The following is a 23626-nucleotide window of genomic DNA, read 5'->3' as shown; positions in this document are numbered from 1 at the left end:
GTTAGCTGATAAATTCAGACATTGCCGATTCTCTCGCAGAGCCATTCGCAAGGCCTGCCTTCACACCAGTTCGATTGCGCTCTGGATGATTCTGGCTTGCTTTAACTTGTCCTTTGAGAGCTTCGATTCGGATCTCAATACCGACAATAGCTTTTACAAGACGGCTGGTGAACTCGGAAGGAGCATCATCTACAGCCCATGGATTCTCTCTACCGGACTCGTGAAGATCTGTTAACTGATGGAGATGTTCTTTCAGCCAGGTATGCTCCTGAAAAATATAGCCTTTGCCCTGCACATGAACCGCCAGATAGTTCCATGTTGGAACAACTCGACCCGTCTCGGCCTTTGTCTCATACCAAGACGGTGACACATAGGCATCCGGCCCCTGAAAAACCGCAAGAACCGAAGCGCCGTTCTCAATCCGCTGCCAAACAGGATTTACACGTGCCACATGGCACCTCAGTGTGCCAAGCGGATGTTCTTCGCTAGCGCTGAAATGGAATGGGAGGTGGTTTGCATCGATACCCTTACTGTCAGCAACCACCAGTACACCAAAACTATATTCCTTGATGTACTGCTGAAGTTTTTCTTGGTTTTCTTCTCTAAAATGACTTGGAACTAGCATTTTTTTATCTCGCTTGGCAGATGTTGATACAGCTAACAGCAACTAGACCGCTTTCCACGATACTGTGAAAAAGTGCGTTCCCGATAGTGCCACTTTCCCATCGTAGTTCACAGTCTTGAGCCTTCAATTTAACAACAGGTTAGCCCAGTTTCAGCCGACCCACCACGTAATCGCTTGACTTCTTGATTTCACGCACACAATAATACTGTACATATATACAGCAACAGAAAGAGGTACGCCAACATGGACGGCATACAACCTCAACCGCGCCTTCGTGATCAGGTTCGCGCGGTCATTCGGGTTAATCGTTACAGTATTCGTACGGAAAAATCTTATTGGTACTGGATTCGCTTTTTCATCCGTTTTCACCAGATGAAACATCCCAGAGATATGGGCCCCAAAGAGGTGAATGAGTTTCTGACCTGGCTAGCGGTTACACGTAACGTAGCAGCCGCCACCCAAGCACAGGCTTTAAACGCCTTGGTGTTTCTTTACGCCAAAGTGCTGGATATACCTCTCGGGGAAATCGGTTCTGTTATTCGCTCTAAAAAGCCAAAGCGGTTGCCCGTCGTGCTCTCCCATGACGAAGCTATGGCGATTATCGAAAAACTTAAAGGGCCCTATCGTCTTTTAGCATCGCTGATGTACGGTTCCGGCTTGCGAGTAACCGAAGCATGCCGTTTGCGGGTAAAGGATATTGATTTCAGTAACCAGGTCATCATTGTTCGGGACGGCAAAGGCGCAAAAGACAGAACAACCCTTATGCCGGGCACGCTGATTTCGGAGCTGCAAAGGCAAATCGGTACTATTCAGAAATCATGGAAAGAAAAAGACCTTACTCTTCAAACACCGGTAAGCCTTCCATTTGCACTTGCCCGCAAGTATCCCAAAGCGGATATGTCACTGGACTGGCAATGGTTGTTTACCTCGCAAAGCCTGAGTAAAAACGACTTCGGAAAGGTGGTTCGCCATCACATTCACACCAGTTCTGTCCAGAAAGCGGTAAAGGTGGCCGTTTCAACAACTGGCATTGGCAAACCCGCAGGCTGCCACACTTTCCGGCATACCTTTGCCACCGAACTTCTAAAGCGCGGTAACGACATTCGCACGGTTCAGGATTTGCTTGGCCATGCAGACTTACGTACTACCCAGATTTACACGCATGTGCTTGGGCAGGGGTTTGCAGGGGTTCGTAGTCCTTTGGGTTGAGTGGTCAGTCGTCTTCGGGGTTTTTGCGGCTTTGGCTGTTTGATTGATAGGGGACAGATTTGAAATCTGTCCCCTTGTTCCTTGTTCTATCCCCTTAGTATGTCCTCTCGGCGCGCCTTACCACTCCAGCTGGGCACCGGTCTGGTACTCAATCACTCGCGTTTCAAAGAAGTTCTTTTCTTTGCGCATGGTGGCTTGTTCTTCTAGCCACGGCGATACGTTTTTGGCACCCGGGAAGGGCTCGGGCAGGTTTACGGTGCGGGCGCGGCGGTTGGCTACGAAGCGGAACTGTTCGGTGTGGTATTCCGCGGAGTAGCCCAGTATGGGGTCGCGCAGGATGTAGTTGGCGTAGTCGCTTTCGGCGGCTTCGGATTCGTCCCACATGTCGCGCACGGCTTTGGGGTCGAAGCTGATGTTTTCTTCTTCCAGAATTTGGTTAACCACTTTCAAGCCGAATGAAAAATGCATGGCTTCGTCGCGCAGGATGTACTGGAACTGTTCGCCGGTGCCGCGCATCAGGCCGCGGCGCTGCAGGGCGAAGATGGGGCTGAAGCCGTTGTAGAACCAGCAGCCTTCAAAGACGGCGGCGAAGAACAAATACGACATGATGAATTCTTGCAGGTCGTCTTTGTTGCGCAGGTTGATGTCAGGACGCATGGCAGCGTTCAGGCGGCGGTTCGCCATCTGGATTTTGCCGTTGATTTGCGGCACTACGCGATAGCGGTTGTAGATTTCGCCCTGGTCCAGGTTCAGGGTTTCAATGCAGTGCTGGTATGTCCAGGTGTGCACGGCTTCTTCGTAAACCTGGCGCGCTTGATAAATCTGCAGCTCGGGCGCGGTCATTTTGTCCATCACGGCCAGGCCGATGTTGCGCATGGCCAGTATGTCGGAGGTGGTCAGGTAGGCCAGCACGTTTTCAAACACGTGCTTTTCCGCCGGGTTCAGGCGGTGGTGGTAGTCGTGGACGTCTTGCGACATGTTCACGTCTAGCGGCGTCCAGTGGTTTTTGTTGGCGTTCATGAAGTATTCCCAGGCCCAGGGGTACTTGAATGGGGCTAGCTGGTTTATGTCGGTTTCGCCGTTGATGACGCGCTTGTCGGCAGCGTTTACCGGGGCAATGCTGCTGTCTAGGGCAATCTTGCTTTCGGGTTTTTTGTCTTCGTCCCAGTTCAACATGGTTTGTTCCTTTGAGTACGGGGACAGACTTGAAGTCTGTCCCCTGGGAGTTTGTTGGTAAATAGGGGACAGACTTCAAGTCTGTCCCCGGGGTTTGGGAGTTGGGAGTAAGGGGACAGACTTAAGTCTGTCCCCAGAAGGCTTACTGGCACGCTTCGCAGTCTGGTTCGTCAATGCTGCAAACCTGGGGCTGCGGCGCGGCGACTGTTGCGGCTTGTTCGTTGGCGCCGGTGGCACCCAAGGATCGCAGATAGTAGGTGGTTTTCAGGCCGCGCTCCCAGGCCAGCTGGTAGAGTTCGTCCAGTTTTTTACCGCTGGGCTGAGCCATGTACAGGTTCAGGCTTTGGCCCTGATCCAGCCACTTTTGACGGCGTGATGCGGCTTCTACCAGCCAGCGAGCGTCTATTTCAAACGCAGTGGCGTAACGGGATTTCAGTTCGGTGGGTATGCGCTCGATTTGCTGCACGCTGCCGTCGTAATACTTCAGGTCGTTCACCATCACGTTGTCCCACAAGCCTTCGGCCTTCAGGTCACGCACCAGTGAGGGGTTCACCACGGTGAATTCGCCAGACAGGTTCGATTTGACGAACAGGTTCTGGTACGCCGGCTCGATGGATTGCGACACGCCCACGATGTTGGAAATGGTGGCGGTAGGCGCAATGGCCATTACGTTGCTGTTGCGCATGCCGTGCTTGGCGATCAGGTCGCGCACCGGCGCCCAGTCCAGGCGGCTGTCGGTGTTTACGCTCAGGTCGCCTTCAAGGCGGGCAGATTTTAGCCGTTCGATGGAGTCGATGGGCAGTATGTTTTGGCTCCACAGGGAACCTTCGTAGCTTTCATAAGCGCCGCGTTCGGCCGCCAGCCGGGCGGAGGCACGAATGGCGAAGTAGCTCAGCTGCTCCATGGCCACATCGGCAAATTCGACCGCTTGCGGGCTGGTGTATGACAAGCGCAGAGCGTAGAGCGCGTCTTGGAAGCCCATCAAACCCAGGCCTACCGGGCGGTGTTTCAGGTTGGAGTTACGCGCTTGGGGTACGGCGTAAAAGTTGATGTCGATAACGTTATCAAGCATCCGCACGGCGGTGTCGACGGTGCGCTCCAGGCGCTTTACATCCAGCTCGCCGTTATTGATATGGGCGGCCAGGTTTACCGAACCCAGGTTGCACACGGCGATTTCGTCGGCGCTGGTGTTCAGGGTGATTTCTGTGCACAGGTTAGAGCTGTGCACCACGCCTTTGTGTTGCTGCGGCGAGCGCAGGTTGCAGGGGTCTTTGAAGGTTATCCACGGGTGGCCGGTTTCAAACAGCACGGTCAGCATTTTGCGCCACAGCTGCTTGGCGGGGATGGTTTTGAACAGTTCGATTTTGCCTTCTGCCGCCAAGGCTTCGTAGTGCTGGTAGCGCTCGCGGAAGGCGTTGCCGTATAAATCGTGCAAATCGGGTGCGTCGTTGGGGCTGAACAGGGTCCAGTCGCGATCTTGGCGCATGCGCTCGATCAGCAAATCTGGCACCCAGTTGGCGGTGTTCATGTCGTGGGTGCGGCGGCGTTCGTCACCGGTGTTTTTACGCAGTTCCAGAAACTCTTCGATGTCCAGGTGCCAGCTTTCCAGATAAGCACACACCGCGCCTTTGCGCTTGCCGCCCTGGTTTACGGCGACGGCGGTGTCGTTCACCACTTTCAGAAAAGGCACTACGCCCTGGCTTTGGCCGTTCGTGCCTTTGATGCGTGCACCCATGGCCCGCACCGGCGTCCAGTCGTTACCCAAACCGCCGGCCCATTTTGACAACATGGCGTTATCACGAATCGACCCGTAGATGGCTTCCAGGTCGTCGCCCACGGTGGTTAGGTAGCAGGACGACAGCTGGGAATGGCGGGTGCCGCTGTTGAACAATGTGGGGGTAGACGACATATAGTCAAAAGACGACAGCAGGTCATAGAACTCGATGGCGCGGCTGTTGGGATCGTCTTCACGCAAGGACAGGCCCATGGCCACACGCATGAAGAAGACCTGTGGCAGTTCCAGGCGATCTTCTTTCCAGTGCAGGAAGTACCTGTCATACAGGGTTTGCAGGCCCAGAAAGCCAAACTGTAGGTCACGCTCGGGTTTCAATGCAGCGCCCAGGCGCTCCATGTCGAAAGCGGCCATGGCTTCGTCCAGCAATTCGTAACGAATACCGGCGCTGATGAAGGTACTCAGGGCTTGCGGGTAAACTTCGGCCAGGCTTAAAGATGCGTCAAGTTTTAACGCCGTCACGTTTTCTAGCCGCAACTGTTCAAGCAGTAGGCGAGCGGTTACGGCGCTGTAGTCCGGTTCGCGCTCTATACGGCCACGGGCAGTCATGACCAAAGCCGACAGAACCTCAGCTTCGTCGATGCCGTTGTACAGGTTGCGTATGGATTCTTCCACCAGGGACTCGGCGTCAATGCCGTCCAGCCCGAAGGCGGCGTTGTCGACCTGTTGTTTCATCAGGCCCAGGTCCAAGGGTACGGTGCGACCGTCGGCCTGTTTTACAGTCAGGGTTGGGTGAGCTTCTACCGGTTCGTGTAGTGCGCGTTCGCGGGCGTGTTCTTCACGGTACAAAACGTAGGCCCGCGCCACTTTTTGCTCTTCGGCGCGCATCAGGGCCAGTTCTACCTGGTCTTGAATGTCTTCAATGTGAACTTTACCGCCCGCTTTCAGGCGGCGGCTGATGGCCTGCACCACCTGTTCGGTTACGCGGTGAACGGCGTCGTTAATGCGGGCAGAGCCGGCTGCCTGGTCGCCTTCCACCGCCAGAAACGCTTTGGTGACGGCAACACTGATTTTTGAGGGGGTAAAATTAACCAGGTTGCCGTTGCGCTTGATCACCTGCAGCGATGTAGCGGTGGCGGTGGCGGTGCCTGTCGCGGATGGGGCGGCCTGTAGTTTGTTGGGCAGATCGTTCGATAAGGCAGACATAGCGGGTTATCCTGAATACGCGTTTATTCGTTGTCTTCGCGTACGCAGGCAGTCACAACCGAGGCAACTTTTGAAGGTGCCATCGGGCAATAACACGCACCAAGCCATGTAGACCAGAGTGCTGTTACTGAAACTGTTGCTGCTCACCTGTGTCGCGAAGGTGCAGTGATGTGTTCTTGGCAGGTCTTCGGACTTAGGGGCGTGAACGGTGTGTCTGTTCGTTCGGCCTTGTGTGGCGACTTCCCGGCAACTGCCAGTGTCTTTGTGCCACACTTGTTCCCCAATACCGCTGCGCGTCAGTTCCGGAGTCTCACCGGATTCCCGTTACCAGCTATAGTGATTTGAGCCGTTAAAAAATGATCGTAGCTCACTACATCTGGTATTTGACCAATAACAAACACACTATATACGGGAATAACCCAATGAACAAGATTCTCTCCACACTCTCGACATTCCCGACACCACTCTCAACAACCCTCCCGATACTGGCGTTGTTCATGTTCAGTTCAGTCGCATTTTCTCAATCAGAAGAGACAGCGCCCCACCTACCTCGCTTCTCTGAAATGACAAGCATCACCGACGGCTGGGAGCCGCTGGAATTTCCCAACATAGATCAGCATTCCCGCTATCAACTGTTGGTTGAGGACGGCGTGCAGGTGGTCAAAGCCGACACTGCGGGAAGCGCATCCGGGCTGATAGCGCGGTTAAACGTGCAACCTCAGAGTTCGTTGATTCTGCGCTGGCGCTGGAAGGTGTCGAATGTGTTTGCCAAGGGCGATGCCCGCAGCAAAAGTGGCGATGATTACCCGGCACGCATTTACGTGGCTTTTGAGTTTCAGCCCGACAACGCCGGTTTTTTTGAGCGCGCGAAGCGCAAGGCGGTGGAAGTGATGTTCGGGGAAACGCTACCGGGCAATGCCATTAACTACATTTGGGCGAATCGGCTGCCTGTCGGTGAATGGGTGAATAACCCTTACACTGATAAAACCCGAATGTTGGCCGTGAGCAGCGGTGCAGAAAAGGCCGGGGATTGGGTGAGCATTGAGCGGGATATTATGGCGGACTACCGCAAGGCCTTTGGTGAAGAACCGCCAGCCATTATCGGCATTGCCATCATGTCGGATTCCGACAACACTGGGGAGAATGCGAGCGCCTGGTACGGCGACATTCAACTGTCGTCGGCGCTATAAGGTTACAAACCCGCGCAAAACCACCAATAATCTACACCTAAAAACCGGCTGATATTCAGTTTTGTACGCTTTTTGGTTGAGTAACTCTATCCACCAGATACACCAGGCTGTGGTAATCCACGCCACTGTGACTGCTCAAACCAATTTCACAGGTACGGCTAGTCGATACGCCCTCGGTGCAATGCTGTACCACCGGTTGCAAGGTTCGCAAAGCGTGGCCGTTCAGTTCCGGCGTGGTGAAGCCTTTGTCGCCGGCAAAGCCGCAGCAGTGAATGTCTTCCGGCACCACAACATGGGTGCTGCACTTACGAGCAATATCAATCAGTGCCTGCCCTTCCCCCAGATGCTGGGTACTGCAGGTAACGTGAACCGCCACCGATTCGCTCTGCGGCATAAACTCGAGCCGGTCGAACAGATGGCTGCGAATAAAGCGCACCGGGTCATAAATATCGAGGCCGTGATTTTGCTGTTGCAGCAGTCGCAGGGTGCAGGGACTGGTGTCGCAATAAATCGGGTCGCGGCCGTCGCGGCTGGCACGTGTCACTGCCGCCAGCATTTCGCTGCGTTTTCGATCCGCCTGCTGTGGGTAACCTTTGGACGCAAATGGCTGTCCGCAGCACAGCGAATCCATGGCCTCTGGGAACACGACCTCGTAGCCGGCTTTTTCCAGCAGCTGACGGGTTTTTTCCAGCAGCGGGGCCTGTTCGCTGTCAGAACGGGCCGGGCCCATGGCGTGGGACACGCACGCCGGCAGGTACACCACCCGCGGCTTTTCCGTTGCTACCGATGGCTTCGCATGTTCAACCCAGCGCACCGGTTGCGGCATGGCCGGGTTCCAGGACGGTACACGACCGCCACTGAGTTTTTTGCTGGCTTCGGTCCAGCGCTGCAGCCGTGGCGCTCCCAACAATCGATTGGCGGTGTCGGCCGCTTTCAGCATCAATCGGGTGCCCTTCAGGGCCGTAGCAAAATGCGCGGCCAGCCAATCGGCGCGAGAATCGTGATGCGCCTTGTCGGCGCGCAACTCGCGCACCAGGTCACCGGTGTTTATACCCACCGGACAGCGCTGGGCGCAAAGACCGGTAGCGGCACAGGTGTCTATACCCTGATATTGGTAGGCTTCTTCCAGCTCACGAGTGTCTACACCGGCACGCTTTTTGGCCTGAATATCACGCCAGATCACAATGCGCTGGCGCGGGCTCAAGCTCAGGCCTTCAGACGGACACACCGGTTCGCAGAAGCCGCATTCAATGCACTTGTCGATAATCTCGTTGGCCGCCGGCAGCGGCTTGAAGTTTTTCAAATGAATGCCCGGGTCTTCCGACAGCACCACATCCGGATTCAGAATGCCCTGTGGGTCCAGCAGGCGTTTTATTGTCCACATTAGCTGGTAGGCATCGGTGCCCCACTCGAGCTCCACAAACGGCGCCATATTACGGCCAGTGCCGTGCTCGGCTTTTAACGAACCGCCAAACTCCACCGCCACTAGTTGTGCCACATCGCCCATAAACGCTTCGTAGCGGGCCACTTGCTCAGGCTCGTCAAAGCTTTGGGTGAATACAAAATGCAGGTTGCCCTCCAGCGCATGACCGAACAGGATGGCCTCGTGATAGCTGTGTTTTTCAAACAGCTTGATCAGGCGGTTAACGCCCTCCGCCAGCTGTGGAATGGGGAAAGTTACGTCTTCGATAATAACGGTGGTACCGGTGGGACGAACCGCACCAACGGCGGGAAAGGTACCTTTGCGAATGGCCCAGAGCTGGCCAGACAGAGTAGCGTCTTCGGTAAAATCAACCCGTTGTTCCACGTGGAACGGCGCCAACACTGTTCGAATCAGCCCGATCTGCTCATGCAGCAGCGATTGGCTGGCGGCGCGGGTTTCAATCAGCAAAGCGCAGGCGTCGTCGGAAAGGTTTTTCACCCAGGCCGGCAGGCCGGGCTGATTTTCCACCGAGCGCATACTGCGCCGATCCATTAACTCCACCGCGTCCACCGGCTGTTGCTTCAACAGGGGCACGGCGCGGCAGCAGTCTTCAACATTACCGAACACCACCAGAGTGGTGGCTTTGTGCGGGTACTCGGGCACGGTGTCGTAAGTAACCGAGCTGATAAAACCCAGGGTGCCTTCGGAGCCCACCATCAGGTGGGTCAGAATATCCAGCGGGTCATCAAAATCCACCAAGGCATTCAACGACAGACCAGTGGTGTTTTTCATCCGGTATTTGTGACGGATTCGCTCGGCCAGCGGGCTGTTGGCGCGGGTGTCCCGGCCTAATTGCGCCAGCTGTTCCAGCAGTTCGCTGTGGCTGCTGCTGAAGGCGGCTACGCTGGTGGGGTCTTCGCTGTCTAACACCTGGCCGTCTGCCAGCACCAGGCGCATGGCGTTCAAAGTTTTATAGCTGTTTTGCGCGGTGCCGCAACACATGCCGCTGGCGTTGTTCGCCACAATTCCGCCAATTTTGCAGGCGTTGATAGACGCCGGATCTGGCCCGATTTTGCGCCCCAGAGGCGCCAGCACGGCGTTAGCATGCGCGCCAATCACTCCGGGTTGCAGCCGAATACGGTCACCGTTATCCAGGATTTCCCGCTTATTCCAGCCGTCGCCCAGCACTATGAGTAACGAGTCGCTGATGGCCTGGCCCGACAAGCTGGTACCGGCAGCCCGAAAGGTGACCGGTACTTGGTGCTTACCCGCCAGCAGCAGCAACGCAACAACTTCGTGTTCAGCGTTCACCCGCACCACCAGCTTGGGAATCAAGCGGTAGAAGCTGGCGTCGGTGCCAAAGGCCAGTGTGGACAGGGGATCATCAAAACGCCGCTGCTGCGGAATCAGCTGATTCACGGCACTCACAAAATCGGCGGGCAAGCTCATAGTATCTCCCGGGGGCACTCGTCTGTGGCTGCTGATACATTGCTGCTAATACGTCGTTATTGGGCAGCCCGCTTTAATTCACGAACCAACAAATCAGGGCTGATGTCGGCAATGGTTCGCGCGCCCGTTAACACCATGGCTACGCGCATTTCGCTTTCAATCAGTTTCAGCAGATTCGTAACACCCGCTTCGCCATCCGCCGCCAGTGCATAAATGTAGGCGCGCCCGATCATTGTGCAGTCGGCGCCAAGAGCCAACATGCGCAACACATCCAGACCGGTGCGGATGCCTGAATCCACCAGAATTTTCATATCACCTTTCACTGCGTCCGCAATGGCTGGTAAGGCACGGCAGGTAGAAGGCACACCATCGAGCTGGCGGCCACCGTGGTTCGATACAATGATGCCATCGGCACCAAAGCTGCAGGCATCACGGGCGTCGTCCGGGTCCAGTATGCCTTTGATGACCATCGGGCCATCCCAGAACTCGCGTATCCACTCCAGGTCTTTCCAGCAGATGGACGGATCAAAATTGTCGCCCAGCCAGCCAATGTAGTCGCCCAGGCCAGTAGCGCTGCCGCGGTAAGCGGAGATGTTGCCCAGGTCATGGGGCTTGCCCAGCAAGCCCACATTCAACGCCCAGTGCGGGTGCGTCATCGCTTGTAATATGCGACGTTGCGCCGCGTAGGGCCCACTCATACCGGAGTGGGCATCGCGGTAGCGGGCGCCGGGTACTGGCATGTCTACAGTGAACACCAGGGTGGTTACACCGGCGGCTTTGGCCCGCTCCAGCGCGTTGCGCATAAAGCCGCGGTCTTTCAACACATACAGCTGAAACCACATAGGCCGGCTGATGGCGGGGGCCACTTCTTCAATCGGGCACACCGACACAGTCGACATGGTAAACGGCACGCCCAGATTGGCAGCGGCACGTGCAGCCTGCACTTCACCGCGGCGGGCGTACATGCCGGTCAAACCTACCGGCGCCAGGGCTACCGGCATTGACAGGGTTTCGTCAAACAGCTCGGTGGTCAGGTCCAGCTGGGTCATGTCATTTAGTACCCGCTGGCGCAGGGCAATGTCTGACAGGTCTTCCACGTTGCGTTTAAGCGTGTGCTCGTTGTACGAGCCGCCGTCGATGTAATGAAACAGGAAAGGTGGAAGCCGACGTTTGGCCGCAGCGCGGTAATCGGTAGACGCAGAAATAATCATCAGGCATGTCCTGTTCAGTTTGCAGGATGTGCGCCCCGCAAGCACGGGACGCCTTCAATGCAATGTCATTGAGCCTTCAGCTAACTAAAGAGCCCTCAGCTGACGAATAGCCATCAGCCAGTTAAAGAGCCATTAACGGGTCTGTAAAGTCCAGCACATAGGCCGCAATCAAAGCAATTATGCCCGTCATCAGCACGTAATACAGCGTTGGCCATACAGTGCGGCGCAACGTTGCACCCTCGCGGCCAAGCAGCCCAACAGTCGCCGATGCAGCCACCACGTTGTGAATGGCCACCATATTACCGGCAGCAGCACCGATCGCCTGAACCGACACCATTAACGCGGTCGACAAACCAAGGTTGGTGGCAACACCAAACTGGAACTGGCTAAACATCATATTGGAAACGGTATTGGAACCCGCCAGGAAGGCGCCCAGAGCACCAACGCTCGGTGCCACCAGCGGGTAAATGCCGCCTACGGTGTCGGCCACATAGCTGGCCATCAGAATTGGCATGCTGGGCAGATCCGCGGCGTTAACGCCGGAGTTGATCAGAATGCGCACCATGGGCACCGTGAACAGCAGCACAAAGCCCGCACTGAGCAGCACGCCGCTGGATTCTTTCACTGCATCGCCCAGCTCTTTCACCTTCATGCGGTGTATAAAGAACGTTGCCAGCACCACCATTACCAGAATACCACCGGGCAAATACAGCGGCTGAATACCCGCGCCAATGCCGGCTTCACCCAACAGATTGCTGAAGCTCAGTGATACGGACTTGAACAGCGCGGTCACTTCCGGGAACACCCGGCTAACCACCAGCAACACCGCCACCAAAAGATACGGGCACCAGGCGCGGAAGCTGCTCATGGGCCTGGCCGTCAGCTCGTCCAATTTCATTTCGATGGTGCCCAGCCATTCTTGCGGCCAGTCTTTACGATCGGCGAAGTCCCAGGTGGTTTTTGGAACCAAAAAGCCTTTGCGCGCCGCCGTAGTAACGATTGCCAAGCCCACCAGGCCACCCATCAGCGCCGGAAATTCAGGCCCCAGAAAGATACCGGTCAGCACGTAGGGTATGGTGACCGACAATCCAGCAAACAGGGCAAAAGGCAGCACTTCAAACACCGCGCGCCAACTTCTGTCCTTACCAAAAAAGCGAACCAGCATAATCACCATGATAAGAGGCATAAACGTGCCAACAATCGCGTGGATAGAGGCGACCTGAGTGGTGATCAGCTGCAGGTACGCGTCCCAGCTGGAGCCATTAGCTGCCAGTTGCGCACCAATGGTGGCGGTATCAAGCCCGGTATTCACCCCGACAATAATCGGTGTACCCACAGCACCGAATGACACCGGCGTACTCTGTACCAACATACCCATCAATACAGCTGCCATGGCCGGGAAACCGACGGCCACCAGCAAAGGCGCAGCGATGGCTGCCGGTGTTCCGAAGCCCGACGCACCTTCAATGAAACAGCCGAACAACCAGGCAATGATAATAGCCTGAATTCGTCTATCTGGACTGATGGTGGTAAAGCCGGCGCGAATAACCATGATGGCGCCAGAATGTTTGAGGGTATTAAGCAGCAAAATAGCGCCAAAAATAATCCACAGCAGACCCAGTGTGATAACCAGCCCCTGCAGGGAAGAGGCCAGCACCCGGTTAAAAGACATGTCCCAGGCAAACAGGGCGATGCCGACACTGGCCAGATACACCAGCGGCATGGCCTGCCGAGCTGGCCAGCGCAGGCCGATCAGCAAAATGCCGGCCAGCAGAATGGGGACAAAGGCAAAAAAGGCAAATAAACCCGTCGACATAAAAGAGCTCCTGTACTTGTTATTGGCTGGGCTTTTTTGTAATTGGTAATACCAATTTACAATCCAGTGCTAACAGGTTAAAAAAACATCAGGTGCGGTGTCAAACGAAATTTAATAGACATTAGTATACGTAGTCGTACAGGGGTATTGATGAAGACGGCAAAACCTTGTTAAATTTAGAAATTGGTCTTACCAAAGGTGTCAAAGATGGAAATGCCACACATTCGCCCACGCCGGCTGTCTGACACAATTATGGACCGGCTGGAAAGCATGATTCTGGAAGGCGCTCTGAAACCAGGCGAACGGCTGCCCGCAGAGCGGGCCCTGGCCGAGCAGTTTGGGGTATCGCGGCCGTCACTGCGTGAGGCCGTGCAGAAGCTGGTGGCCAAAGGACTGCTGATCAGCCGTCAGGGCGGCGGAAATTACGTTAGCGATAAGTTGGGATCCAGCTTTAGCGACCCGTTACTGTCACTGCTGGAAAGCCACCCCGAAGCCCATCAGGATTTGCTGGAGTTCCGCCACACCCTGGAAGCCGATTGCGCCTACTACGCCGCCTTGCGCGCCACCAAAGTAGACCGCCAACATTTGCAGGCAGCCTTTGATGAACTTCAGGCCTGTTACAGCGATAGTCCCCACAGCCAGGAGGCTCGCTCCAAAGAAGGCGTTACCGACGCGCGCTTTCACATGGCCATTGCCGAGGCCAGCCACAACATGGTGTTACTGCACACCATGCGTGGCCTGTTTGACCTGCTCAAACGCAACGTGGTGACGAACATCGGCGGCATGTACGAGCTGCGTGGTGAAACTCGCGAGCGCCTGGTGAACCAGCACAGCGCGCTGTTTCAGGCCATTATGGAAGCACGGCCAGACGACGCCCGGCGTAGCGCAGGCGAGCACATCAGCTATGTGCAGGAAGTGTTAGCGAACAATCGCGAAGCGGAAATGCGCACGGCGCGCGCGGAGCGTTATCGGTTTCTGGAAAATTTCGACAAGCACTAGTCGCCAGCTGGAACACGGCAATCCACCTTTATGATCACCAGAAAAAGCCGCTGCAAAACGCAAAGTTGCCTGTGGCGCTTGTTCTTATCCAGCCATGCTGAAACAATCGCTGACATCACTTTCTTTCACCCTATTACTATGGCCTAACATGCAACTACTAGTTCGTAATCTCGCCCGCACCACCACCGAACAGGAAATCCGCGAGCTGTTTGAGGCACATGGCACCGTGACCGAATGCACTCTGGTTCTGGATAAAGAAACCGGCAAATCAAAGGGCTTTGGTTTCGTTGAGATGCCTGACGCAAAACAGGCCAAACTGGCCAAGGCAAAGTTGCACGAGACCCGTCTGGGCACCAACAAAATTCGGGTAAAAGCCGCTCAGGAAAAATAACCGGCCCGGCTAATTCTTGAGCGCAGCCAGAATCTCAAACGAACGCAAGCGGTCCTTCTGGTTATAGAGATCGCAGGTGAAAAGAAGTTCGTCCGCCTGGGTGTGCTGTAAAAGGGTTTGCAGCTTCTGTTTGACGGTGTCGCCACTGCCAATCATCGCCAGACCCAGAAAATCTCGCACGGTTTGCTCTTCCTGGGGGTGCCACAGGCCATCCATACTCGCCACGGGCGGGCGCATCTTCAGGCTCTGGCCACGGATCAGCGACAGTATACGCTGATGGGTCGTGGTGGCTAAAAACTCGGCCTGCTCATCGGTGTCTGCGGCAACCAAAGGCACACCCAGCATCACATAGGGCTTGTCCAGCCATACCGAGGGCTGAAACTGGCTGCGGTATATTTCTATCGCCTGCATCATCATGCGCGGCGCAAAGTGCGACGCAAAGGCGTAAGGCAAACCCTTTTTTGCCGCCAGTTGTGCGCTGAACAAGCTGGAACCCAATAACCAGATCGGCACGTTGCTGTCCACGCCCGGCATAGCCACGACTTTTTGGCCTGGCTGGCGCGGCCCCAGAAATGCCTGTAGCTCTTCCACGTCCGCAGGAAAATCATCCACACTTCCGCTCAGGTGTTTGCGCAAAGCGCGGGATGTGAGTGGGTCAGTGCCAGGCGCACGGCCCAAGCCCAGGTCAATACGGCCCGGGTAAAGCGCTTCCAGAGTGCCAAACTGTTCGGCGATCACGATGGGCGCGTGGTTTGGCAGCATCACGCCCCCTGCCCCCACGCGAATTTTCTGCGTGCCCGCCGCCAGATAACCAACCACAACCGCGGTGGCGGAGCTGACAATGGCGTCCATATTGTGGTGTTCGGCCACCCAGTAACGGTTGAAGCCTAACTCTTCCACGTGTCTGGCCACCTCCAGTGAGCGATGTAAAGCCGGCGTTGCGCCTTCATCGCTGTCTTTTGTAGAGGCTAAATCCAAAACTGAAAACGCTACATCATTTATGTTCATTGCCAATCACCCTTCCAATTCGTGCTGTCGCGATTTGAGTAGCTCGCGTAATAGTAGCTAATTGACACAATAACACACCGACACGGGCAACAAGGCTTACAGTCTTGAAAGACGCTAAGGCACGGCACGCTCAACGATGCACTCGTAGCCGCCCATTTCAAACTCGCGGCAGATGAACGGGCGCTTCTGATAGATTGAACAAGACATGGTATGGCGGTCCAACGCGGCGCACCAGCCATCGTCCAGTCGGGCCATGGTGCGGCTACCCCACTGGTCAGTTGCAATGAAGCGCTCTGGCACACCAGTCTCGGTAATCAGCATGACTTCCAGGCGGCAACAGCAGGCTTGGCAGCTTGAACAGCTGATGGAGCTGTCTGGCAAATTCTCGGCTTCAATCCTCATTGGAATGGGCCATTGTATTCTCCGCGAGCGTTGTAATCAGAGCAGCTCTTTACGCAGCTGCGACGGACTTTTGGGTGACAGCAAACCCGGTGCAACATCAAACACGGTTTTGGCTCCAATCTCACCTGAGCGGGCCAGCCTAAAAACAGCCCGAGCGTATGCCACCAGAACACGGGCGGTGAACTCAAAGTTACTGCCCAGAGCCAACGAGCACTCGATGATCTGTTTGTTTTGGGTATCGGTATCGGTGTTACTTTCCGGCAAAATGGTTTCACCAAACAAACGGTTCAGTGACGCCAGACCGGGGTCCCAGCCCGCAGCCAAAAGCGCAATGTTGCCGGACTTTTGCGCTGCATCATTCAGTGCTGCGAAGTGTTCATTCACTTTTGCATGGGTGTCAAAACTGTCCACGGTGTTGAAAAACTGCGTCAGGTATGGCCCCTGTTCTGGCAGATCGGCTTTAGAGCCGCCACACAGAATCATCACATCCACTTCATCCTGATACTGCTCAACATCCGCCATGGCGTATACCGGTACCTTACGATCCAAAAGCGTCACGCTGGCAGAATCACGGCGGCTAAACACGCAAATCAGCTCCATGTCCGGATTTTGTGCCAAAGACGCTTCCACGCCCCGGCCCAAATTGCCATAACCGGCAATGGCTACTCTTATCTGATCTGTCATGGTTATTGAATCCATTTTATTAAAAAAATTTTGTATGCGAGGACGCAGCTTCGAGGGCTTCGCAGACGCCTAATTCGTAGGTAATCGCATAAAATAGATCCATAAAATTAGCACGATGATACGCGAACTTTCAGCCTGCATCAGAAAGTACCGTTTGGCACTTCCAGAAACCGATGACCGCGCCACCAAAAAAGCCTTAAAAGTGCGCTTAAGCGCCATAACAGCATTGCTGTTATCATCTTAAGCCAGATTTCTTACCAAGAGGGATTTATGGAAATTCAACGATTTGAAACAGGCACTCGAATGAGCCGCGCTGTTGTTCACAATCAGACCGTGTATCTGGCTGGCCAAGTCGGCAACGCCTCTGATGACGTGGCTGACCAAACCCGTGAAGCGCTTGCGCGCGTTGATGCACTATTAAAGAGCGTTGGCTCTAGCCGTGAAGATTTATTGCAGGTGGTCATCTGGCTGTCTGATATGGCCGACTTCGAGGCTATGAACGCGGTGTGGGACGCGTGGGTACCGGCTGGCCATGCCCCTGCCCGGGCTTGTGGTGAGGCACGCTTGGCAAGGCCTGAATTAAAGGTTGAATTGATCGTTACGGCCGCAGCAAGAGGCTGATTTTACAGAAGCCAAACAACGCAAAGATGCAGAAACAAAGACCAAAACGTCGCTGCTGGATGCGTTGTTTTGTCAGTGCCCGCCAGCTTGGCTTATGGTCTGACTATATTGTCTGCAGTTGAGCGGTAATCATGAAAATTCGAACACTGGAAACTTTCGTCTGGATTGCAAGACTTGGCAGTTTCCGGGCGGCGGCAAGCCGGGTCTACGCTTCTCAGCCTACTGTTTCTGCTCGGATTGCTGGCCTCGAAGACCAACTGGGCGTGGAGCTGTTCAATCGTTCAGCCAAAAAGGTCGCGCTCACTGCCAAAGGCCGGGAGTTCCTGGTCTTCGCAGAAAAAATGCTGAGCCTACATGGGGAGATGATGCAGGCGGTGGCGAAACCTTCATCGATTCAGGGCACTGTGCGCCTGGCGGTTTCAGAAACGATCGCACATACATGGCTACCGCAACTTATTGAGCGGGTCAGTGAGGCCTATCCTGCTGTCAACCTGGAGCTTGATGTCGATATCTCCGTCAATCTGGCCGAGAAACTGGTCAACCACGACATTGATATCGCATTCCTGATGGGAGGCGTGAACCAGCCCGGCATCATCAACCAGAATCTCTGCCATTATTCCCTGATCTGGGTGGCCAGCCCCAAGCTCAACATTCCCGACAAGCCGATGTCACTGGCGGAATTGTCCACCTGGCCCATCGTAACTTACCCAAGAAATAGCGCACCCTACATAGCCATTCGCTCCCTGGTGGACCCGATGAACCACTCCACGCGGATTCACGCAAGTTCGTCGCTGTCCACGATCATTCGGATGACGGTGGGCGGCCTGGGTGTCAGCGCACTGCCCTGGGAAATTCTCCAGCACGAGCTCAGTACGGGTACCTTGCGCCGGTTTGTGGTCAATGCGGAGCTTCCTGACCTGGTTTTCAGCGCCGCTTATCGCGCCACCGCCGGCGGAAACGTGGTGCAGGCTATCGCAGAACTGGCATTGTCCATCGCAGAAGCGAGAGTGCCAGCTCCAAAAATCCCCTCTGCACACCCCGACAACACTCACTGATCAGTTTTTTCGATCACGGCTGATCCCAAGTTTCGAATTGTATTAATCGTCAGCTGCATCTTAAATGTTTAAGTCATCCATTTTTGAGGCAGAACCATGGCAGCGTCCCACACCCTGAATGCGCACTCCACACCCAAAGCGGTGCGCGAGGCCGCCCGGAAAGGCTTGCTTACCGGCCCGACCTCCGGCCTTGCCAGCGGTTATGTTCGAGTCAATCTGGTTATTCTGCCCGAAGCCGAAGCCGCCGGTTTTCTCCGGTTCTGCCAGGCAAACCCGAAACCCTGCCCGTTACTGGCGATTAGCGAACCCGGCGACCGCACCTGCGCAGCCATGGCTTCCGACCTCGACATCGCCCGTGATGTGCCCGCCTACCGCGTTTATCGAAATGGCGTCGCCAGCGAAACGGTTACTGATGTGGCGGGTGAATGGCGGGACGAACTGGTGACTTTCGCTCTTGGTTGTTCATTCACTTTCGAGCACGCCTTGATTCAGTCCGGCCTGCGCATCCGGCATATTGACCAAGGCCGCAACGTGCCGATGTACCAAACCTCGATCCCGCTAACACCGGCCGGAGGCTTTACCGGCAATATGGTGGTCTCTATGCGGCCTTTCCCGGCGGCCTGCTCCACGCCAACATTGGCACCGCTACCCTGTTTTCGGCCACCTCCGGTTCCAGCTTGCGACCGCAGCCACCATCGGCACAGTGGCGCTGCCACAAGGGAAGGAAATGGGGTACGACCCCAAGCTGTTCACCGGTTCGATTGCTGCCGGCGGCACACTTGGTATCATGATTCCGCCGTCGATCAACCTGATTGTTTATGGTTTTCTGACCGAAACCTCGATTCCACAACTGTTTGCCGCCGGCCTCATACCCGGCCTGTTGCTTGCGCTCATGTTCATTGTGGGTACCGCTCTGATTTGCATCTGGAAACCGAGCCTGGGCGGGCCCAGCGTGTCACACAGCTGGGGGGAGAGATTTTCCGGCCTTAAACACCTGGTGCCGGTATTAACGCTGTTCGGTATTGTGGTTGGGTCCATTTATGCTGGCGTGGCAACACCTACCGAAGCGGCCTCGCTGGGTGTACTGGGCGCGCTAATGATTGCCGCATTTATGGGCAAGTTGTCCGTGAGTGTTATTACCCAGGCGCTGGACGGCACTATGAAAACCACCGGCATGATCATGCTGATCATCATTGCCTCCTACTTTTTGAACTTTGTGCTGGCCTCCTCCGGCGTAACCCGGGAGCTGAGCGCTTTCCTGAAGAACGCCGGTCTTGGCCCCTATTCCACGCTGATGCTGGTCATCCTGCTTTACATCGTTCTCGGTTTTTTCATTGAAACCCTGTCTTTGATGGTCATCACCATTCCCATTGTCGCCCCGATCATTATCGCCCTGGGTTTTGACCCGGTATGGCTTGGCATTCTGATCATTCTGCTCATTGAAATGGCCCTGATTACGCCCCCGGTGGGACTCAACCTCTACGTGGTGCAGAGTGTTCGCAAGGGTGGGCCGTTCAGCGACGTGATGATAGGTGCCATGCCCTATGTGGGCATTATGTTCCTGATGGCGATTGTACTGGTGCTGTTCCCTCAAGTGGCCACGTTCCTGCCGGAACTGCTGAAGTGACCCACATGAAAACCGTTTCTACAGAAACAGCGAGGCTGCTATGGCACGTTTGAAGCTGAACGCCGACATGGGCGAGAGCTTCGGCCCAATGAGCCATGCTGGCCTGCCGAGACTCGAGCCCGCTGGCATTGACGGCTGGATGATCCGCCTGTTCGGCACCATCGAGGAGAATAATCTGCTGTGGCTGACCGCCCTGACTCGCGATTGCGAGGCGGCATTCGGCGCAACGCTAGTCGATCTGGTGCCGTCCTACACCACCCTGCTGGTCATCTTTGACCCGCTGCAAACCAGCGCCTGGCAAGCCCGCGAGCAACTGGTCAATATTCTAGCCCGGCTGGTCCCGGACGATGCCGGTGGCGAAGGGGACCTGCACGAGCTTGCCACCTGGTACGACCCAAGCGTGGGCGCTGATCTGGCAAGGGATCGCGACGGCTTCAGTTTTCTGAAGGTGGGAGACCGTGTCCGATTTGTCACCGTTGACCGGCACACCTTCGAAAACGAAGGCGGCGATCCGACACCAATGGCGCAGACCTGTCTGCTCGACACAACGATCGGCCGCTGCCATTGTGGCGCAGTGTCAGAGTTGGCAAGGGGGAGCGGATCATGTTCGGCACGCCGGTCAAGGGCCTTCGCGCCTATCTTGCCGTCGCCGGTGGATTCTCGGCCGACCCCGTTTTGGGCAGTGTTGCCTGTGTGGTTCGGGAACAACTGGGCGGATTCAACGGCCAGGGCCAACGCTTGGCAGAGGGCGATGAGCTGACCATCACAACACCTTCCCATGGCACATCGGGCTCGATTCAAGCCGAAGCCCCGGAGCAGGAACGACCGGACTACGCCGCACCCGCAATCCTGAACCTGCTGCCTGGCGCCCAGGTAGCCGATTTCATCGGGCGCAGCCTGTTCGAAGCTTTCAACGCCGAGTGGTGGGTGGATGACCGGGCCGACCGTATGGGCGTCCGCCTGACGGGTCCGCCGTTACACTGCCGAACCGCCTCCATGGTTTCCGAGGGTATATCACTGGGTGCCATGCAGGTGCCGTCAGACGGACAGCCCATCGCATTGCTCAACGACCGACAAACCATTGGCGGCTATCCGCGCCTTGGAAACCTCACTCCGCTGGCGGCCTCAAGGTTGGCCCAATGTCAGCCCGGGCAAAGTGTTCGGCTGCGGGCCGTTGGTGCTGAAATAGCGCTTTGGGAGCACCGTCAATTCATCAGCCGGGTGAGGTAAGAAACCCGCTGCGTTACCTTCTACCGCATTAGCCGTGAAGATTTTATGAAACGTCTACGGCTTAACTCTTAAACCCTGAAGCGGGAAGCGTTCTTGCTTAGGGTTTGGCCGATGGTTTCAATATGACCACTGTACACATCGTTCTCACTTGCGGCAGCGGCAGCTTCTTGGCCCTGGTCTGCGATGCGCGTGATTGAGGCGTTGAGCTCTTCGGTCACTGAGGTTTGCTCTTCAGAAGCCGTCGCAATTTGCATTGTCATCTGGCTGATAGACGTGATTGCATCCGCCACCCGGTTCAATGCTTCCATAGCGTCCTGAGCTTTCTCCAAGCTGACATTGGAGACAGCCTTGGACGCGTTCATCCCAGCAACAGCATCATCAGCCCCCTTTTGCAGGCGCTCAATCATGCTGTTTATCTCTTTGGTGCTGGTCTGGGTTCTTTGGGCCAGGTTTCGCACCTCGTCCGCTACCACGGCAAATCCGCGGCCGGCGTCGCCTGCACGGGCCGCCTCTATAGCAGCGTTCAGTGCCAGCAAATTGGTTTGTTCTGCAATTCCCTGAATCACTTCAAGCACCGAGGTAATCGAGGTTACATCTTTACCCAAATTGTTAATGACTTCGGCTGCAGCATTCACTTCTTGCGACAGTTTTCGCACCGCATCCCTGGATTGGTCGACGGTTTCCAATGAAGCCCGGCTTTCTTTATCGGCCGTATTAGCCGCATCGGCTGTTTGCTGAGCATTCTGGGCGATCTCACCTGCGGCCGCGGACATTTCGTTGATGGCAGCTGCCACCATATCCACTTCGGCTTGCTGGCCTTCAACGCTCAACCGGCTTGCGCTGGCGGTCTTTTTCAATGCGACCACATTCGTTGCGAGGTCATCACTGCCACTTAGAACATCGTGCACGACCACTTGAATATTTTCGATAAAGCTATTGAAGCTGCCCGCGAGTTCTCCGAATTCATCCTTGGCACTGGCATCCAGGCGCTGGGTTAAATCGGCCTCACCAGAACTGATGTCTGCCATTGCAGAGTTCAAACGCCGCACTGGGGCCATCAGTATTTTGATACCCGCGTGTAAAATGAACAGCGATACCAGCAAACCCACGAGCGCAATGATCATCCCGGTCGTGCGGGCGCTTTGCATGGGGGCGTTGATTTTGTCAACGTTCACAAAAGTGCCCAGATACCAGTCGACGCCTCGCGCATTCTTAATCGGGTGAAAAGCGACTCGCCACGCCACATCGCCTGACTCATAGAATTGACGAAGCCCGTCAAACTTGGGCGGCACGCCAATCAAATCTTTAATGTTTTCTCCGATCAACTTGCTGTCGGGATGGAACAGGACAACACTTTCATCATTAACCAGGCCCGCGTAGCCAGTGTCTGCAAGCGTTATGGTACCAAGCATTTTTTTGATAGCGCTCAAGCTTATATCCGCACCTGCCACACCACCGTTACTTCCACCGCTAACAGGCGCCAGAGCGGTAATGATCATTTCGCCGCTCGACGCGTCGCGATATGGCTCGGTAAACGAAGCCTTACCTTCCGCCATGCCTTTTTTGTACCACGGGCGACCGCGGGGGTCGAAGCCAGCTGGGAGCGTTGCTTCCGCAGCCGTTGACTCCATCAGCATGCGACCCTCTTTATTACCGAGATACACATTAATAAAGCCACCGCCGGTAGAAACGGTTTGTAAAATATTACGCCTCTGCTCATCACTCTGTGCGTTTCCCAGACTTTCCGCCACAGCCTCTGTCATCACCAACCGGGTATTAAGCCATTCAGCGATACTGGACGTGTTCTTCGCCACAGCGTCTTTGGTCAGTGCGTCGACGTAGGTGCTCGTTGTGCTTTTCAGCCGCATGTCGCCAACAATGGTAATAGTGCCCATCAAAAGCACTAATATTATGCCAAATGTGACCAAGAGCTTTTGCCCGCAAGTTAATTGCACAGTATGTCCTCGTCTTTTTGGAGGCGGGTTATAAAGAGTACTCGTATGGGTATAGCTATCGGCAGGTGCTGCGATGTCTTTAGTCAATTCTACGACTGATTAAAGGCGAACCACAGCAACACAGAAGCCCCTTGGTCTGTCAAAGATTGCAGGGGGCCGTTTGGCAAGACGATTGAATGCTCAAGCAGCTGCGGACTCATAATAAAGTTGGTAACTTTGTGGCAAGGTTAACCGTTATAGCCGTACACGAAAAACCATCAACGGACTATAAAAACCAAAGATTTGTTGTGATCCTTCAAAACAAACCGTCGATTTCCCAACCCTTAATCACCAGCGCTTCAAATTGGTGCCGGTTACAGTCACCTTCGCAGCCAAGTGGCGAATTTCCAATGCCAGTGGCGGGGATTCCTCCAGCCCCGTGTGTGCAGCCTTCGGTCCCGTTTTCAGAGTACGATTCGCTTTAGCAAAGAGATATGTTATCTCACGCAGAACTGTTTTATAATTGAAGCAGTTCTGCTTCAATTTTGGAACAAAAGGTGGAAATATGTCTGTTATCAGGTCTTTCACCACTAAGGATGTTTGTGCCGCCCTAGGGGGCATTAACCGCTCAAGGCTTC

At 55.3% G+C, this 23626-nt stretch carries 18 protein-coding genes, 2 pseudogenes and 1 riboswitch; of the genes and pseudogenes, 10 read left to right on the top strand and 10 right to left on the bottom strand.

All coding sequences use genetic code 11. The annotated features are described in order from the left end of the window. Position 1 precedes the first annotated feature (1 nt). Positions 2-667: an FMN-binding negative transcriptional regulator gene (locus tag ATI45_RS15570; protein WP_228735994.1), complete on the bottom strand. Its 666-nt coding sequence runs from the start codon at positions 665-667 to the stop codon at positions 2-4. A 201-nt stretch (positions 668-868) separates the two neighbouring features. Here ATI45_RS15570 and ATI45_RS15565 point away from each other — a divergent pair, with 201 nt between their 5' ends. Continuing rightward, the gene (locus tag ATI45_RS15565; RefSeq protein ID WP_098420544.1) at positions 869-1834 is read left to right on the top strand and encodes an integron integrase; all 966 of its coding nucleotides are present in this window, start codon (positions 869-871) and stop codon (positions 1832-1834) included. Between the two features lie 117 nt (positions 1835-1951). Here ATI45_RS15565 and ATI45_RS15560 read toward each other — a convergent pair whose 3' ends face one another. Together ATI45_RS15560 and ATI45_RS15555 are read right to left on the bottom strand one after the other, a co-directional pair. Further along, positions 1952-3010, bottom strand: coding sequence for a ribonucleotide-diphosphate reductase subunit beta (locus ATI45_RS15560; protein WP_098420542.1), 1059 nt, complete (start codon positions 3008-3010; stop codon positions 1952-1954). A gap of 142 nt (positions 3011-3152) precedes the next feature. Beyond that, positions 3153-5948: a ribonucleoside-diphosphate reductase subunit alpha gene (locus ATI45_RS15555; RefSeq protein WP_098420540.1), complete on the bottom strand. Its 2796-nt coding sequence runs from the start codon at positions 5946-5948 to the stop codon at positions 3153-3155. Between the two features lie 160 nt (positions 5949-6108). Then, positions 6109-6314, bottom strand: a riboswitch (cobalamin riboswitch). A gap of 131 nt (positions 6315-6445) precedes the next feature. Here ATI45_RS15555 and ATI45_RS15550 point away from each other — a divergent pair. Next, positions 6446-7138, top strand: a complete 693-nt coding sequence (locus tag ATI45_RS15550; protein WP_098420538.1) for a DUF3047 domain-containing protein — start codon at positions 6446-6448, stop codon at positions 7136-7138. A gap of 55 nt (positions 7139-7193) precedes the next feature. Here the strand turns inward: ATI45_RS15550 and ATI45_RS15545 are convergent, their stop codons facing one another. The 3 genes from ATI45_RS15545 to ATI45_RS15535 all read right to left on the bottom strand — a co-directional run bounded on the left by ATI45_RS15545 (position 7194) and on the right by ATI45_RS15535 (position 13037). Then, positions 7194-10010, bottom strand: coding sequence for an FAD-binding and (Fe-S)-binding domain-containing protein (locus ATI45_RS15545; RefSeq protein ID WP_098420536.1), 2817 nt, complete (start codon positions 10008-10010; stop codon positions 7194-7196). Positions 10011-10066: 56 nt separating this feature from the next. Further along, entirely contained in the window at positions 10067-11221 is a 1155-nt protein-coding gene (gene lldD, locus ATI45_RS15540; RefSeq protein WP_098420535.1) for an FMN-dependent L-lactate dehydrogenase LldD, read from the bottom strand. A 121-nt stretch (positions 11222-11342) separates the two neighbouring features. Further along, positions 11343-13037, bottom strand: coding sequence for an L-lactate permease (locus ATI45_RS15535; protein WP_098420533.1), 1695 nt, complete (start codon positions 13035-13037; stop codon positions 11343-11345). Between the two features lie 207 nt (positions 13038-13244). Here ATI45_RS15535 and ATI45_RS15530 point away from each other — a divergent pair, with 207 nt between their 5' ends. Continuing rightward, a complete protein-coding gene (locus ATI45_RS15530) occupies positions 13245-14036 on the top strand; it encodes a GntR family transcriptional regulator (protein ID WP_098420531.1) in 792 nt (263 codons plus the stop codon). Positions 14037-14184: 148 nt separating this feature from the next. Continuing rightward, positions 14185-14427 carry an RNA recognition motif domain-containing protein gene (locus ATI45_RS15525; RefSeq protein WP_098420529.1) on the top strand — a complete coding sequence of 81 codons (243 nt, stop codon included), beginning with the start codon at positions 14185-14187 and terminating at the stop codon, positions 14425-14427. 9 nt (positions 14428-14436) lie between these two features. Here ATI45_RS15525 and ATI45_RS15520 read toward each other — a convergent pair whose 3' ends face one another. The 3 genes from ATI45_RS15520 to ATI45_RS15510 form a co-directional block, all read right to left on the bottom strand. Then, positions 14437-15435, bottom strand: coding sequence for an LLM class flavin-dependent oxidoreductase (locus ATI45_RS15520; RefSeq protein ID WP_098420527.1), 999 nt, complete (start codon positions 15433-15435; stop codon positions 14437-14439). 114 nt (positions 15436-15549) lie between these two features. Then, on the bottom strand, positions 15550-15837 hold the full coding sequence (locus tag ATI45_RS15515) for a YkgJ family cysteine cluster protein (protein WP_098420525.1): 288 nt from the start codon (positions 15835-15837) through the stop codon (positions 15550-15552). 36 nt (positions 15838-15873) lie between these two features. Next, positions 15874-16521, bottom strand: coding sequence for a diaminopimelate dehydrogenase (locus ATI45_RS15510; protein WP_098420523.1), 648 nt, complete (start codon positions 16519-16521; stop codon positions 15874-15876). Positions 16522-16791: 270 nt separating this feature from the next. Here ATI45_RS15510 and ATI45_RS15505 point away from each other — a divergent pair, with 270 nt between their 5' ends. The 6 genes and pseudogenes from ATI45_RS15505 (at position 16792) to ATI45_RS15480 (ending at position 21054) form a co-directional block, all read left to right on the top strand. Beyond that, on the top strand, positions 16792-17142 hold the full coding sequence (locus tag ATI45_RS15505; RefSeq protein WP_098420521.1) for a RidA family protein: 351 nt from the start codon (positions 16792-16794) through the stop codon (positions 17140-17142). Between the two features lie 131 nt (positions 17143-17273). Continuing rightward, positions 17274-18197 (top strand): LysR family transcriptional regulator, encoded by a 924-nt coding sequence (locus tag ATI45_RS15500; RefSeq protein ID WP_098420519.1) that lies wholly within the window; start codon positions 17274-17276, stop codon positions 18195-18197. Between the two features lie 96 nt (positions 18198-18293). Continuing rightward, a pseudogene (locus tag ATI45_RS23180) lies at positions 18294-18758 on the top strand (D-glutamate cyclase family protein); the annotation flags it as partial. A gap of 166 nt (positions 18759-18924) precedes the next feature. Continuing rightward, a complete protein-coding gene (locus ATI45_RS22815) occupies positions 18925-19824 on the top strand; it encodes a TRAP transporter large permease (protein WP_267284064.1) in 900 nt (299 codons plus the stop codon). Between the two features lie 40 nt (positions 19825-19864). Next, positions 19865-20233: pseudogene (locus ATI45_RS15485) on the top strand (carboxyltransferase domain-containing protein); the annotation flags it as partial. A 155-nt stretch (positions 20234-20388) separates the two neighbouring features. After that, on the top strand, positions 20389-21054 hold the full coding sequence (locus ATI45_RS15480; RefSeq protein WP_267284063.1) for an allophanate hydrolase: 666 nt from the start codon (positions 20389-20391) through the stop codon (positions 21052-21054). Between the two features lie 68 nt (positions 21055-21122). On the opposite strand, the gene ATI45_RS15475 is transcribed toward ATI45_RS15480, so the two are convergent. Beyond that, positions 21123-23009, bottom strand: coding sequence for a methyl-accepting chemotaxis protein (locus ATI45_RS15475; RefSeq protein WP_098420516.1), 1887 nt, complete (start codon positions 23007-23009; stop codon positions 21123-21125). Between the last annotated feature and the right edge of the window lie 617 nt (positions 23010-23626).

This window comes from Marinobacter sp. LV10MA510-1, assembly GCF_002563885.1.
In the GTDB taxonomy this organism is placed as follows: Bacteria; Pseudomonadota; Gammaproteobacteria; order Pseudomonadales; family Oleiphilaceae; genus Marinobacter.
The sequence above is the reverse complement of the archived record's forward strand: the minus strand, read 5'-3'. Positions and strand labels throughout refer to the sequence as shown.